Origin of the sequence: Vibrio splendidus (assembly GCF_002873455.1) — a bacterium.
Taxonomy (GTDB): Bacteria; Pseudomonadota; Gammaproteobacteria; order Enterobacterales; family Vibrionaceae; genus Vibrio; species Vibrio splendidus_J.
The window spans coordinates 469,973-483,538 of the sequence record NZ_MCUN01000010.1; the positions used below are offsets into that span (position 1 = coordinate 469,973).

Sequence of the window (13,566 nt, forward strand, 5' to 3'; positions counted from 1 at the left end):
GCTTTGAGAGAGCGATTAAAGAACAACTGGTAAAAGAAAAGCCACAGCGTTCGCTGTGGCTTTGTCGTTAGTGTTGTGGAGTTTATGACCGTCAGCAATTAGTTAGAGTGGTGCAATCCATTCCAAACGATGTCGCGGTAACGTGTTTGGTTGGTGTCGCCTTCGGTGCTGAAGAGCATGATGGTTGCATCTTCATTTAAGCCTAGAGTGTCACGCGTTGCTTGGTCTGCGCCCTCTCGGCAAAGTTGGTAAAGAAGACCTAGTGTAATCGCACCTGACTCACCGCTGATGATTTGGCTGTCACCTTGTAGTGGGTTACCTAGAACACGCATCCCGTTTGCTGAAATACTGTCGTCAACCGAGATAAAGTAGTTACTGCAATCACGCAATACTGGCCATGTCACTGGGTTTGGTTCACCACATGCAAGGCCCGCCATGATTGAGTTCAACTCACCGGTTACGTTGACCATTTCGCCTTTCTCGCCTGAGCGGAAAATACAATCTGCGGCTGCTGGCTCTGCAATGATGGTTTCAAATGTATCTGCGCCTAGCTTGTCTGCAAGGTAGCCTAATATGCCGCCTGCCATTGCACCTACGCCAGCTTGTAAGAATACGTGAGTTGGAGCGCTAAATTCTTGCTCTTGAACTTGCTCGACGGCTTCGTCTGCCATGGTCATGTAACCTTGAGAGATCCATGTTGGGATCTCTTCATAACCATCCCATGCAGTGTCTTGAACAAGCATCCAGCCATTGTCTTGCGCAGTTTGGTTCGCCATACGTACCGTGTCGTCATAGTTAACTTCCGTCACGATGCATTCTGCACCTAAACCTTGAATGCGGTTAACGCTTGCTTGAGATGAACCTTTTGGCATGTAAACCACGGCTTTTTGGCCCATTTCACGAGCTGCCCACGCGACACCAGTGCCATGGTTACCTGCGGTTGCTGTAGTAAAAACAAGTGGTTTTTCTAGTTTTGAAGCTACCGTTTTAAGATTGATCTCAGAGATATCAATGCCAAGGTGTTTTGCCAATTGGCGACCCAGAGCGTAAGAACCGCCGAGTACCTTGAATGCATTCAAACCGAAGCGTTTTGATTCGTCTTTAACGAGGATCGCCTTAACACCAAGGTGATTAGCAAGATTAGGAAGAGAGACAAGTGGCGTTGGTTGGTAACCTTCGATCTGACGGTGAAACTCACGCGCTTGTTGTGCTTGAGATGCAGTGAATAGCTCGCAAACTTGTCCAGTGTAGAATGAATTTTTTGATAGTTTTAACATAGGGCACACTTAGATACAGGCAGAGGAATTAAAGGCCATCAAGCGATGTTCAATGACCTTACTTTGTCGTTAATAACATTACATAGTTATTTTTTGCTATACGCAGTCACTAAAAGCAATACGTGATTACTTGATGTAAGCGATCGCTTCAACTTCGACTAGTGCGTCTTTTGGCAAACGAGCGGCTTCAACACAAGAGCGTGCTGGCGCGTTCTCTGTACCAAATACTTCCGTGTACACCTCGTTAAATGCAACGAAGTTTTCCATATCAGATAGGAAACATGTGGTTTTAATAACGGTATCCAGTGAACCACCACTTTGTTCCAAAACTGCTTTTAGATTTTCTAGTGACATACGAGCTTGCTCTTTGATGCCACCTTCAACAAACGCCATTGTTTTTGCATCAAGCGGTAATTGACCTGAAGTGAAGATTAGGTCTTTGAATGCCATACCTTGAGAGTAAGGGCCGATTGCTGCTGGTGCTAGATCTGTATGGATTTTTGTTTTCATTTCGTTTCTCTTTATATGATTTCTATGCTCTAAACTCGCGGATGTATTTGTAAATAGCGTGGCGAGTAATACCAAGACGCTCAGATACGAATGCTGTCGCCTCTTTTAATTCGAAAATACCGTTCTCAAGCAATTGCTTGGTAATGGCTTTGTTTCGACCTTTTAAGTTGACTGACTCATCGTTGTCGACTTCAAAAATAGCGTGCTCAAGCGCTTGCTCAATCACTTCTGTTGTTGAAGCTCCAAAGTTCTCATGCACACCCACAGGGGCATGAGCCATGTCTGGCATTAAAGTTTTTATGATCTCAGGAAACGGGTGAGACAAGTTCATATTGATACAGAACAGCCCAATTGGTTTGCCATTTTCTCCAGCTAGCACACAGGTCGTAGATTTAAGTAACGATCCATCTTTGCTGGTGGTGAAGTAACTCTTTGGCGTGACCTCACCAGTGCTCTCAAACACACTCAGCATCTTCAGCCCCAGATCGGTGATAGGTGATCCTACTTCTCGACCCGTGTGGTGTCCGTTCACTATCTTTACTACCGACTTTTCAAAGCTCTCGAATGAATGAATCACAACCTCACAGTGCGGACCAATAAAGTCGGCAATGGTTTCGGCTAAGCGAAAGTTCAGTGCGAGATGCTCTCTGTCATTGTCGGTGAATTCTACGTTAAACGATTTATATGCTGATGCGTTCATTTTAGACCACTGTTGTTAACTTTAATTGCCTTTCATTATCTTTGGTTACTCGATGTATTTCAAGTTGCCAATTAACTTTATGTAACTATAAGACTATACATCCGCTTCCCATACAAGGCTAAAGTTACAAATAAGTACCTAAAATTGATCGCAATCAACAATATTCCCAGTTTTAGATGCTTTCTGGTCACTATAGTTAACCCTAAGATCTTGGTCACATTATTTAACTTAAATGTCAGTAAGATGCTCATCGTAACGTAAACAAAATTGAACTATAGGGTTGGTTACTGGTTGTGAAGAGCAGCAGAAGTGCCTACCTAAATACAATAATTAGAGGTTCCAATGACTAACTACCTAAACCGCGGCTTTGAACAAGCTGAGTTTGAACACAGAACATCACGCGCTCAAAAAGTCATGCATGAGATGAATCTGGATGCGATGATTTTCACAACCGAACCAAACGTTCGCTACTTCACTGGCTTCCACACTCAGTTTTGGCACAGCCCAACTCGTCCATGGTTTGTCATCGTTCCTGCAGAAGGAAAGCCGATTGCGATTGTTCCTGAAATCGGAGCAAGTGGTATGGCGGGAACATGGGTCGACAACATTATTACTTGGCCTTCTCCTCGTCCTGAAGATGATGGCATTAGCTTAGTAGCTAGCGCATTAAACTCTCTGCCTTGTCGTCATGGCCGAGTAGGCGCAACGCTGGGCATTGAATCTCACCTACGTATGCCTGTGAACAACTACTTGAAATTAACCACCATGGTTAAGAAAGACTTTGTTGATGTGTCTTTAGCAATGCATGAGCTTCGTCAGATCAAATCACAAGCTGAAATCGAAAAAACTCGCGAAATCTGCCGCATTACTAATGTTGGGTTTAGCAAGATTCCGGGTTACGCAAAAGCCGGCATGACCGAGCGTGAAATTTGTAAACAGTTCCGTATCGATATGTTGTTAGAAGGTGCTGACGAATGCCCTTACATCATCGCAGGCTCAGGGCCAGATGGTTATGACAGCATCATCATGGGTCCTACCGATCGCATTATTGAACCGGGAGATGTGTTGATCATCGATACGGGTGCCGTGCGTGATGGTTATTTCTCTGATTTCGACCGCAACTGGGCATTTGGTGATGCAAGTGAGCAAACCAAAGCGGCCTACCGCGCTACTTACGAAGCAACAACTAAAGGTTTCGAGGCTGCGAAACCGGGCGCAACCACGACGGACATCTACAACGCGATGTGGGGAGTACTAGAAGCTAATGGTGCATTGGGTAACGACGTTGGTCGTCTTGGCCATGGTTTAGGTATGGAACTGACAGAGCGTCCGTCTAACACCGCTACCGACAACACAGTACTTAAGCCTGGCATGGTGATGACGCTAGAACCGGGCATGGTTTACGCACCGGGTAAGTCGATGGTTCACGAAGAGAACATCGTGATCACTGAAGACGGCGCTGAATGGTTGAGCGAACGAGCAGAACCTGAACTGATCATTATTTAGCTAAAAATTTAGCACCTTACAAATTTAACACCCTACAAAAGCTGACTCCGGACTCTGGAGTCAGTATATAAAAATTATAAAAAAACTGGGCGGTGATGCATCGCTCTTATTCAATAAGAAACAAGATTACGGAAGATAGAAATGAACACAACAAATAGAGACACATTTTTAGGATGGACTGCTGCTATTGCCGTTGCCTGTATCTGGGGCGTAACAGGGGTGGTATCTAAGCCGCTTTCTATGGCTGTTGATCCGATGACATTGGTATTTTTCCGCTACGTTACCGCGGTAATTGGCCTATCAATCATTTTCTTTTTTACATCACGTAGCAAAAACTTAAGTGCAGACTTAGGTTCTTCATTAAAGATCGATACCAAAGATATTGGACGTATTGCGCTTTGTGGCATCGTGGGACAAGGGGTTTTCTCACTTTTTAATTTCCTTTCTCTTTCTCATATTGGTGCGACTGAAAACGGTGTTATCCAAGGTATGCAGCCGTTCGCGACAGTCTTCTTCGGTATGATGTTTATGAACTTCCGTATGAACAAGATTCAGTGGGGCGCTTTCATCGCATCTGCAGTTTGTATTTACGCAATGAGTGTCGGGCCAACAAACACCATTGAAGGCGGTACTCCGCTGCTGGGTTATGTTTACGTGACATGTTCGATGCTGGCTTTGGCGTGGACGGCACATTTACGTGCTAGCTTAGCGGACAAATATGGCTCAGTGGTTTCTATGCTGTACCAATACATTTCGGTTGCAGTGATGGGCATTATCGTTGTGTTGACCATGGGTTTAGACTTGTCTCAGATTTACATTATATTCTCTAGCCCGCTGTTGATTGCACTGCTTGTTTTCTTAGGTACAGGCATCTCTGGTGGTAGCTACTTGATTCAATTGTATTCTTTCAAGCGTATCGGTGTAGAAAAGGCAACGATGGCATTAAACCTCATGCCTTTGGTTGGGTACTTAGTGGCAGTTGTGACACTTGGTGAACAGATGGTCATGGGGAAAACTATCGTTGTTTCATTGATTGTGGTAGCACTTTACGTGTTCACTAAGTTTGAAACGAAGCAAGAAGCGACAGTTGAAGAAAAAGAATTAGAAGAACAAAAAGCATAAAATTAACTAGAACAATGAAGGTGAGCGAGATCTCACCTTCCGCTTTGGAGAAATCTATGACACTTGAACAAACCGTCACAGAATGGCGCCGCTATTTACATCAGTACCCAGAATTCGGTACCGAAGAGTTCATAACATCTGAATTCGTAGCGAACAAGCTCGAAGAGTTCGGCATTGAAGTTCACCGCGGTATTGGCGGAACAGGTGTGCTTGGGATTCTGAAAAATGGCACAAGCGATCGCTCGATTGGTTTACGTGCGGATATGGATGCGCTGCGCATTCATGAACAGAACACTTTTTGTCATGCTTCAAAACATGAAGGAGCGATGCACGCTTGTGGACATGATGGCCATACCGCGATGCTACTGGGTGCGGCGCAAGAGTTAGCAACCAGTAAGCAATTTGATGGCACTGTATACTTCATTTTTCAACCAGATGAAGAGCGAGGCACGGGAGCGAAAGCGATGATCGCTGATGGCCTGTTCACTCGTTGGAATATGGATGCGATTTACGCTATGCATAACTTACCGGGTATCCCAGAAGGTAAATTTGTGACCCGTCCAAGCTCGCTTATGGCAAGTGAAAGTAGCTTTGAGATTGTGATCAAAGCGACGGGCGGCCACGCGGCGATGCCACACATGGGAACCGATCCGATTGTGGTTGGAGCTCAGGTGGTCACAGCACTGCAAACCATCGTTTCGCGTAATTTGAGCGCCATTGATGAGACGGCGGTTATTTCGGTGACTAACTTTGTTACCAATGGCACCGTGAATGTGATTCCTTCGCAAGTGACTATTTCTGGTGATACTCGCAGCTTTACCGATCAAGCATTGCACAAGATTGAGAAAGCGATTGAGCGTGTCGTCGCTGGCCAGTGCATGTCGGCAGGTGTTGATTATCAATACCACTTCAACAACAGCTTCTTATCAACGATTAACACGCCTGAAGAGACGGCTCATGCAGTGAAAGCAGCACAAGCGGTTGTTGGTGAAGAGAATGTGAATGGAGCATGTGAACGTTTCACCATCAGTGAGGATTTCTCGTTCATGTTACGCGAAGTAAAAGGCTGTTATGTTTTGGTAGGCAACGGTGTTGGTGAGTGTGGTGGTACTGCGCTTCATAACCCGCATTATGATTTTAACGATAATATTTTGGAACACGGTGTTGGGTTCTGGAAGACACTTGTAGAGCAACAACTGTCACAGTAAGTTGATGAAAAAAGAGCGAGAGGCTAACCTCTCGCTCTTTTTGTATGTAAGGCGTTCTCAAATTGGTGAATAGTTTGGCTGGCTTGGATTAGATTGCTTAGCGATTCACCTGCTCAACAACCTCTCGCGTTAGGCGGGCGATCTCATCCCACTCTTCGTTTTCAACGAGCTTCTTGTCTACCATCCAAGTGCCACCGCAGGCTAATACTTGAGGTACAGCCAAGTAATTGTCGATGTTTGATGACGTAATGCCGCCTGTAGGCATTAGCCGAATATCGCCGTATGGGCCGACTAATGACTTAACCATACTGATACCGCCTGATGCTTCTGCTGGGAAGAATTTGAGTGTCGTTAATCCCATTTCTAATGCCGCTTCAACGGTGCTTGGATTGTTCACACCTGGAATGATATCGATGCCGATCTCTTGGCATGCTTTAACTGTGTTTGGATTGAATCCCGGTGATACCACAAACGTTGCGCCCGCTTCTTTCGCGGCCAGTGCTTGTTCACCATTCAAAATCGTTCCGGCACCAATCAGCATGTCTGGCTGAGCTTTTCGTAACAATCGAATAGCTTCAACTGCGGAGTCAGAACGAAAAGTAATCTCTGCTGCAGGAAGACCGTTTTCCGCTAAAACTTTACCTAGTGGAATAATATCTTCAGCGTTATCAATCGCGATAACAGGGATAACTTTAAGTGCTTTTAATTGGTCATTAATTGTAGGCATGGTTCACTTCTTAATAGGGTTTGAAAGAGTATCGGTGATGGCTTTTGGAATAATTGCACCGTGGTGCTGAATCACTAGTCTCGCGAGTGCATTACCTTGTTGGCAGGCTTCTGAAACAGAACCTCCAGAGAGGTAACAAGATAAGAAACCACCGTTAAAAGAGTCGCCTGCAGAGGTGCTATCAACCACAGTTTCGACAGGTGTCGTTGTGACTTTTATTGGCATATCTTCGGGGCTTTCACTGATCAAGCAGCCTTCAGCACCAAGCTTTACAACAACAGTTTTGACGCCGAGTGCATGCAGTCTTTTTATGGTGTCTTGTGGCTGGGCGTCTTGCCATAAAAGTTGCTCATCGTCGAAGGTTACCAAGGCTATATCTGTCGTTTTATAGGCAATCTGATAAGCTTCTTTGGTTGCGTCTTGCGAGTCCCACAACTTTGGTCGGTAGTTACTATCAAAGGCGATGGCCACACCACGTTCACGTAGACCTTGGATGATAGTGAGTAACTTTAGCTGATCGCCATGAGGCAAGATCGCCAGAGAGATTCCACTCAAAAACACCATATCGACATCTTCAAGTTGGGCGGTTATTTTGTCGAAATCTGGGTGCTGTACCATGTAGCGAGCAGCCGAGTCATTACGCCAATACAGAAATGTGCGTTCACCAACGTCGTCTAATTGAATCAGGTACAGGCCTGGCGAGCGCTGTTCGTCAATCAGTACGAAATCAGTTGATAGCCCTTCATCTTGCCATCGGTTAAGCATCTGCTGACTGATGGCGTCTGAGCCTAGCGCTGTGACATAACTGGTACGAATCATAGGTGTATCTGACGAACAGGAATAGCTGGTGGCACTTCGGTTCAAATAAACAGCGGCGTTGAGCGTATCCCCACCATAGGTCTGTTGCATGGTACCGAATGGAGCGCCGTTCAGTTCTATCATGCACTCGCCGATAATCGCAATGTGGCTCATAGTGTGCCCTTACAGAAAAATTGGTATTGCTAGGTATAAATGATGGAACGTGGCTACAAGGAAAGTAGCCACGTCGATTCTTTTCCCAATAGCTTGAGAGGAGGTCTTACTTGTTGTCTAGTTTCACGAACAACAGCGTTAGAACATAAGACAGTGCGAACACACCAACCACGCCCATTAGTGCTTGAATGAAGTTTTGCGTACCGCCTGCAAGGTAAGCCGGTAAGCTGAATACAGAAGAAAGAATGTAGCTGGTTAAATGGGTATCGATTGTTACCGAGATAGCACCGAACACACCTGCAGCCAAACTCGCGGTCATCATCGCTTTGGTGTATTTCGTTAGGACACCAAATAGAGCTGGCTCCGTGATGCCTAAGATAGCGGTAACGCTTGAGCCCATCGTAATTGAAGATTGCTCTTTAGAAACTGTTTTGCGCTGCTTGTGCCAGATTGCCATTGTCGCACCAGCAATTGCCATGTTACCTAAACACATGATTGGCATAAGTAAATCCTTACCATACAGTGCAAAGTTGTTCAGGCTAATCGGCGTCATGCTGTGGTGGATACCAAATACGATGGTAATCGGGCGAGTCAGACCGAAAACAAAGCCTGTTAACGTCGGAGAGATTTCCAGTAGTGAACTCATCACCCAACCCGCGCCATTACTTAGCCAGATACCCGCAGGACCAACAAATGATAGTGTGATGGTTGAAGTCACCGTAAAGGCAAGCAGTGGTGTAAATACAGGCTTCGCAGAAGAAGGAACTAGACGGTCAACTAACGGAGTCACTTTAGATAATAACCAGATTGCTAGAATCGCAGGAACAATCGCGCCGCCGTAGTTAAGCAGTTCAATAGGAACCACGCCTAGCACCGTCAACTCAGGTGCAGCGCTAGCATCTTTTAGCATCACCGCTTTATCTACTAGCTTGGGGGCTAACATTGCAGAGGAAACAGCAAGCGCAATGTATTCGTTCACCTTAAATACTTTGGCTGCAGAGAAAGAGACCAGCATAGGTAAGAAGAAGAACACAGCAACAGAGATAGAGCGGAAGAAATAAACCGTGTCTGAGGTTTCAGAGATAACATTGGTTGCGATAAGGCCAGAAAGTAAGCCCATCAACATACCTGCACCGGCAATCGCTGGGACTACAGGGCCGAAGATACCCGCGACAATGCGCATCACGCCTTGGAACAGTTTGCCTTTCTCTAGCTCATCAGCCGGATTAGCGTCAGCTTGTTGAGTATTTGATAGCGCGTTAAACCACTTCTCTACTTCAACACCGATGATGACTTGAGTTTGACCTTGTTGAAGTACCACACCTTTCACATCAGCGATTTGCTTGATCGCTTCTTCGTTTACCAGAGACTCGTCTGCCAATTTGAATCTTAGTCTTGTCATACAGTGCGTGAGACTCACAATATTATCTTCACCACCAAGTGCAGTGACTAATAACTGTATATTTTCTTTGAAATTTTTCTTTTTAGACGATGACTTAGAGTTATTCATAACAGCATCATTATTTTCAACAATTTGCATACTACACCTGTTACTGGGATATATTTAACTCTAGTAATCATATCGATAACTTATTTAAAGCCAATGGGATAAAAAGAGACTTCAATCACACTTAAAATTCGAATAAATTATTTTTGACCATTTTCGGCCAATTGGTATGTTTTGTTTATCAAAAAAAAACACTAAACGTACCAATTATTTTGCATGAAATTTAACGCTTGAAATGTGCTTTTTAACACGGTTAGATAATAGGAGTTGAAGTTAGTTTAGGTTATTTAATTGTGAAAGAAACTATTATATCTGATATCCATTGTATTATTACTAAACCAGACAGACACAATCTCATTACCGTGGTAGTTGAAACGAATGAAGGCGTGACAGGGTTTGGTTGTGCGACATTCCAACAACGACCGCTTGCTGTAAAAACAATGGTCGATGAGTATCTAAAACCTCTTCTAGTTGGTAAAAATGCCAATAATATTGAAGACTTATGGCAAATGATGATGGTCAATGCTTATTGGCGAAATGGCCCTGTTATCAATAATGCAATTTCCGGTGTTGATATGGCGCTGTGGGATATTAAAGCCAAATTAGCGGGTATGCCGTTACATCAATTATTTGGTGGTAAGTCTCGTGATGCTATTCCTGTATACACACACGCGACTAGCGACACAATGGAAGGCATTTATGAGTTGGTAGAATCTTTCCTAGACAAAGGTTACAAGCATATTCGTTGTCAGCTTGGTTTCTATGGCGGTGTTCCAACCGATTTGCATACCACTCAAAATCCAACTGAAGGCTCGTACTACGACCAAGATCAGTACATGGACAATACACTGACAATGTTTAAGTCGCTTAGAGAAAAATACGGTAACCAATTCCATATTCTTCACGATGTTCATGAGCGCCTTTTCCCAAATCAAGCGATACAATTTGCCAAAGAAGTCGAGCAATATAAGCCTTATTTCATTGAAGATATTCTTCCGCCAAATCAAACAGAATGGTTGGATAATATTCGTAGCCAAAGTTCGGTTTCATTGGGTTTAGGGGAGTTGTTTAACAACCCTGAAGAGTGGAAGTCTTTGATTGCCAACCGCCGTATTGATTTTATTCGTTGCCATGTTTCACAAATTGGTGGCATTACACCTGCGCTTAAACTCGGACATTTATGTCAGAACTTTGGTGTTCGTATTGCATGGCACTGCCCGCCAGACATGACGCCAATTGGCGCTGCGGTAAATACGCATTTGAATGTGCACTTACACAATGCCGCAATTCAAGAGCATGTTGAATACAACGAAAACACACACAAAGTATTCCCGAATGCCGCAGAGCCAATTAATGGCTACTTATACGCTTCTGAAATCGCAGGTATTGGTGTCGAGATTGATCGAGAAGTCGCCGCTGAATTTCCTGTAATGTATCGCCCTCACGAGTGGACTCAAAGTCGCCTTCCTGATGGCGCGATTCACACTCCATAACTCAAACAGTATCTATTCGGTCACTGAGTAACGTAATAAAATAGCCGCACTAGCGGCTATTTTTATCTCTGAAATTCATGCTCTCGTTGTTAAAAGGTGTGTGATAAGTGCATTGATAGTTGATATCGATAATGTCGCTGACGATGAACAGTTCGCCAGAGGTAAGGAAGCCACGGTTGGTAATGTTCATTGCCGCGACATTCTTCTTACAGCCCAGTAAATCAGCATCATCTTTGGATACGTTGATGGCTTGATAAGTCGTTAGGTAACTGTCGATTTCTAGGCCTTGAGCGAGTGCATATTTTTGAAGCGAGCTCTCGATGATATCTGTGTTCATTTCGTGGAATATACTGACAGGTATTTTTGTTTCTTCAATTTGAACGACTTTATTATTAATTAACCTAAGACGTTTGACCTTCCAAATATATTCGTCATCACGTAGGGCAAATATTTGTTGTTCGTGATTGTTTGGTAACGCCTTATTTAATTGAATCTTTTTATAAGATATTTCTTCAAAGCTGTTTTCAGTGATTGAGTTATAAACTAAAGGTGTTCCAACCAAGGAGGTATTAACGAAGTACCCTGAACCCACCTTAGATGTCACCATACCAATCGCTTCTAGTTTCGCTAGCGCTTTTCGAATAGTAAATCGAGATAACCCATATATTTCAGAGAGTTCTCTTTCTGCTGGCAGCTTATGACTGATACTATTTTGACAGATCTTACTCACAATATCTTGGACAACTAACTCGTACTTTTTCATAAAACAATCACTTTAAAGTGTATTCACTGTGACTAAAGAATAGTGAACTAAATCAGGGGTTCAGCAAGCTCTGAATGATTGATAATTGTAACATAGAAGGTTAAGTGGGTGATGATAATTGAGGGTAGCTAGGTACATTAGTGATGGACTTTTTTGTGCCCGCTCGCTGACATATTGTGATTTCAGTCCTCATTTTGTAAAACAAGATTATGGGCTTTAAGGTGCGGTATTTAATGTTTGTGTTGTTGCTATTTTAAGTGACTAATTCAGGAGTAGGGTATGAGTTCGAATCAAATCAAAAATGTCGTATTTGATGTGGGTAATGTGATTGTGCGTTGGTCGCCGCTGGAAATTACTCAACTAACGTTTGGTAACATTGCCGACCCTGAAGCCCGAGCGCTTTCGATTTTCCAAAGTGCGATTTGGTCGGATTTGAACAAAGGGTTCTTAACCGAAAATGAAGCCAAACTTCGCTACCAACAAGAACTCGACTTATCCCCATTAGAGTGTGATCGCCTGTTTTACTACGTTAATCAACGCAGATCTTATTGCATGGTTCTGTTGACCTCATCTAGCGTGTAAAGCGTTCTGGATATGGTGTGTATGCGCTTACCGACAACGTGGCCGAGATTGTTGAATACCTAAAAGCCACCTACAAATTTTGGCCGTTGTTTGATGGTGCAGTCGTATCTGCTGAACTTGGTGTGCTTAAACCACAGCCTGAAATTTACCAAGCGCTGTTATCTAATAATGGGCTTGAAGCTTCAGAAACGGTGTTCATTGATGATGTGCCTTACAACGTAGAAGGGGCAAAGACCGTAGGCATGGCGGGTATTCAGTTTATCGATTTGGTCCAGTGCGAGAACGAACTGCGTGCTCTTAGCGTTGAATTTACGTGACCATGTAGCGAAGTTCTCAAGCTATCTATATTTAGTCAGGTTTCTCTATACAGATAATCTATGCAGATAATTTAGGTGGGCAAGCTAAGTAGAAAAACGACGGATAGAAAAGACTGATAAAAGCTAAAACGAACCGAGTAAACAGAGGCGATGATTCATCATGAGCATCGCCTCTTTTCTATTCGTTCTTTTAGATAGCTTTATGTTCTATTTAACTCTATTGCTCAGTATTCAAGTGCCTAATCAACTTGGCTGGTGTGCCACCGTATAAGCAGTCTGGCGGTATATCGCTGTTGACGACTGAATTCGCGGCAATCACAGAACGAGCCCCAATCGTCACGCCTTGGTTGATGACCGAGTTTCCACCAATCCACACATCATCTTCTACTGTGATAGGCAGACAGAAGGTTTCCCATTTACGGCGGCTTAGATAATCTAGGGAGTGCGAAGCGGTATAGAATTGTGTACTCGGCCCCACCAATACATTGTTGCCTATTTTGATATTCGCGCCATCTAGCATGACGACGTTCATGTTAATGAATGTGTCGTCACCGATCTCAATGGTTTTACCAAACTCGCAGTGAAAAGGGGGACGGATAACGCTGCTTCCTACTTTACCAAACAGATTAGCTTGCAGGCTTGGCTGCTGAGTATCGTCTGAACATTGGTTGAAGTCTGACAGCGCTTTGCTCGCGTGCGTCCGCATATGGTCTATTTCATGGTCTGCTCCATCAAAAACCTCACCGGACAGCATCTTCTCGAGTTCTGTTTTCGTTTTCATTGCTTGCATCTCATTAGTCAACATGAGTATTAGAATACGGACAAATGGACATAAAAAAAGAGAAAAGCCTCAGCCTTTCTCTTCCTATTTTTTTATCACTA

At 43.9% G+C, this 13,566-nt stretch carries 12 protein-coding genes and 1 pseudogene; 5 read left to right on the forward strand and 8 right to left on the reverse strand.

Features of this window, described 5'->3' with window-relative positions:
• Nucleotides 1-98: 98 nt before the first annotated feature.
• The 3 genes from dpaL to BCU75_RS11110 form a co-directional block, all read right to left on the reverse strand.
• Nucleotides 99-1,277: a diaminopropionate ammonia-lyase gene (gene dpaL, locus BCU75_RS11100; protein ID WP_102473878.1), complete on the reverse strand. Its 1,179-nt coding sequence runs from the start codon at nt 1,275-1,277 to the stop codon at nt 99-101.
• 126 nt (nt 1,278-1,403) lie between these two features.
• A complete protein-coding gene (locus BCU75_RS11105; protein ID WP_004732389.1) occupies nt 1,404-1,787 on the reverse strand; it encodes a RidA family protein in 384 nt (127 codons plus the stop codon).
• Between the two features lie 22 nt (nt 1,788-1,809).
• Nucleotides 1,810-2,487 carry a helix-turn-helix transcriptional regulator gene (locus tag BCU75_RS11110; protein ID WP_004732387.1) on the reverse strand — a complete coding sequence of 226 codons (678 nt, stop codon included), beginning with the start codon at nt 2,485-2,487 and terminating at the stop codon, nt 1,810-1,812.
• Between the two features lie 342 nt (nt 2,488-2,829).
• On the opposite strand from BCU75_RS11110, the gene BCU75_RS11115 reads away from it, so the two are divergent.
• From BCU75_RS11115 to BCU75_RS11125, 3 genes are all read left to right on the forward strand, one after another.
• Complete coding sequence (locus BCU75_RS11115) at nt 2,830-3,993, forward strand: M24 family metallopeptidase (RefSeq protein ID WP_102473879.1); 1,164 nt, start codon at nt 2,830-2,832, stop codon at nt 3,991-3,993.
• Between the two features lie 141 nt (nt 3,994-4,134).
• Nucleotides 4,135-5,115, forward strand: coding sequence for a DMT family transporter (locus BCU75_RS11120; RefSeq protein ID WP_102473880.1), 981 nt, complete (start codon nt 4,135-4,137; stop codon nt 5,113-5,115).
• 56 nt (nt 5,116-5,171) lie between these two features.
• Complete coding sequence (locus tag BCU75_RS11125) at nt 5,172-6,323, forward strand: M20 aminoacylase family protein (protein ID WP_102473881.1); 1,152 nt, start codon at nt 5,172-5,174, stop codon at nt 6,321-6,323.
• 97 nt (nt 6,324-6,420) lie between these two features.
• Here the strand turns inward: BCU75_RS11125 and BCU75_RS11130 are convergent, their stop codons facing one another.
• From BCU75_RS11130 to BCU75_RS11140, 3 genes are all read right to left on the reverse strand, one after another.
• Complete coding sequence (locus BCU75_RS11130; protein ID WP_102473882.1) at nt 6,421-7,050, reverse strand: bifunctional 4-hydroxy-2-oxoglutarate aldolase/2-dehydro-3-deoxy-phosphogluconate aldolase; 630 nt, start codon at nt 7,048-7,050, stop codon at nt 6,421-6,423.
• A 3-nt stretch (nt 7,051-7,053) separates the two neighbouring features.
• Nucleotides 7,054-8,022 carry a sugar kinase gene (locus tag BCU75_RS11135; RefSeq protein ID WP_102473883.1) on the reverse strand — a complete coding sequence of 323 codons (969 nt, stop codon included), beginning with the start codon at nt 8,020-8,022 and terminating at the stop codon, nt 7,054-7,056.
• Between the two features lie 106 nt (nt 8,023-8,128).
• Complete coding sequence (locus BCU75_RS11140) at nt 8,129-9,562, reverse strand: PTS transporter subunit EIIC (RefSeq protein ID WP_102473884.1); 1,434 nt, start codon at nt 9,560-9,562, stop codon at nt 8,129-8,131.
• Nucleotides 9,563-9,822: 260 nt separating this feature from the next.
• Between BCU75_RS11140 and BCU75_RS11145 the strand changes: the two genes are divergently transcribed.
• On the forward strand, nt 9,823-11,022 hold the full coding sequence (locus tag BCU75_RS11145) for an enolase C-terminal domain-like protein (RefSeq protein ID WP_102473885.1): 1,200 nt from the start codon (nt 9,823-9,825) through the stop codon (nt 11,020-11,022).
• Between the two features lie 49 nt (nt 11,023-11,071).
• Here the strand turns inward: BCU75_RS11145 and BCU75_RS11150 are convergent, their stop codons facing one another.
• Nucleotides 11,072-11,785: a GntR family transcriptional regulator gene (locus tag BCU75_RS11150; RefSeq protein ID WP_102473886.1), complete on the reverse strand. Its 714-nt coding sequence runs from the start codon at nt 11,783-11,785 to the stop codon at nt 11,072-11,074.
• A gap of 279 nt (nt 11,786-12,064) precedes the next feature.
• Here BCU75_RS11150 and BCU75_RS11155 point away from each other — a divergent pair.
• Nucleotides 12,065-12,684: pseudogene (locus BCU75_RS11155) on the forward strand (HAD family hydrolase).
• A gap of 217 nt (nt 12,685-12,901) precedes the next feature.
• On the opposite strand, the gene BCU75_RS11160 reads toward BCU75_RS11155, so the two are convergent.
• Nucleotides 12,902-13,465 (reverse strand): sugar O-acetyltransferase, encoded by a 564-nt coding sequence (locus BCU75_RS11160; RefSeq protein WP_102473887.1) that lies wholly within the window; start codon nt 13,463-13,465, stop codon nt 12,902-12,904.
• Nucleotides 13,466-13,566 lie beyond the last annotated feature (101 nt).

What these genes read in the sequence shown, in the direction of transcription:
- BCU75_RS11120 (WP_102473880.1), top strand. Translation starts at nt 4,135, where the DNA reads ATGAACACAACAAATAGAGACACATTTTTAGGATGGACTGCTGCTATT.
- BCU75_RS11135 (WP_102473883.1), bottom strand. Translation starts at nt 8,022, where the DNA reads ATGAGCCACATTGCGATTATCGGCGAGTGCATGATAGAACTGAACGGC.
- BCU75_RS11130 (WP_102473882.1), bottom strand. Translation starts at nt 7,050, where the DNA reads ATGCCTACAATTAATGACCAATTAAAAGCACTTAAAGTTATCCCTGTT.
- dpaL (WP_102473878.1), bottom strand. Translation starts at nt 1,277, where the DNA reads ATGTTAAAACTATCAAAAAATTCATTCTACACTGGACAAGTTTGCGAG.
- BCU75_RS11125 (WP_102473881.1), top strand. Translation starts at nt 5,172, where the DNA reads ATGACACTTGAACAAACCGTCACAGAATGGCGCCGCTATTTACATCAG.
- BCU75_RS11110 (WP_004732387.1), bottom strand. Translation starts at nt 2,487, where the DNA reads ATGAACGCATCAGCATATAAATCGTTTAACGTAGAATTCACCGACAAT.
- BCU75_RS11150 (WP_102473886.1), bottom strand. Translation starts at nt 11,785, where the DNA reads ATGAAAAAGTACGAGTTAGTTGTCCAAGATATTGTGAGTAAGATCTGT.
- BCU75_RS11140 (WP_102473884.1), bottom strand. Translation starts at nt 9,562, where the DNA reads ATGCAAATTGTTGAAAATAATGATGCTGTTATGAATAACTCTAAGTCA.
- BCU75_RS11115 (WP_102473879.1), top strand. Translation starts at nt 2,830, where the DNA reads ATGACTAACTACCTAAACCGCGGCTTTGAACAAGCTGAGTTTGAACAC.
- BCU75_RS11160 (WP_102473887.1), bottom strand. Translation starts at nt 13,465, where the DNA reads ATGAAAACGAAAACAGAACTCGAGAAGATGCTGTCCGGTGAGGTTTTT.
- BCU75_RS11105 (WP_004732389.1), bottom strand. Translation starts at nt 1,787, where the DNA reads ATGAAAACAAAAATCCATACAGATCTAGCACCAGCAGCAATCGGCCCT.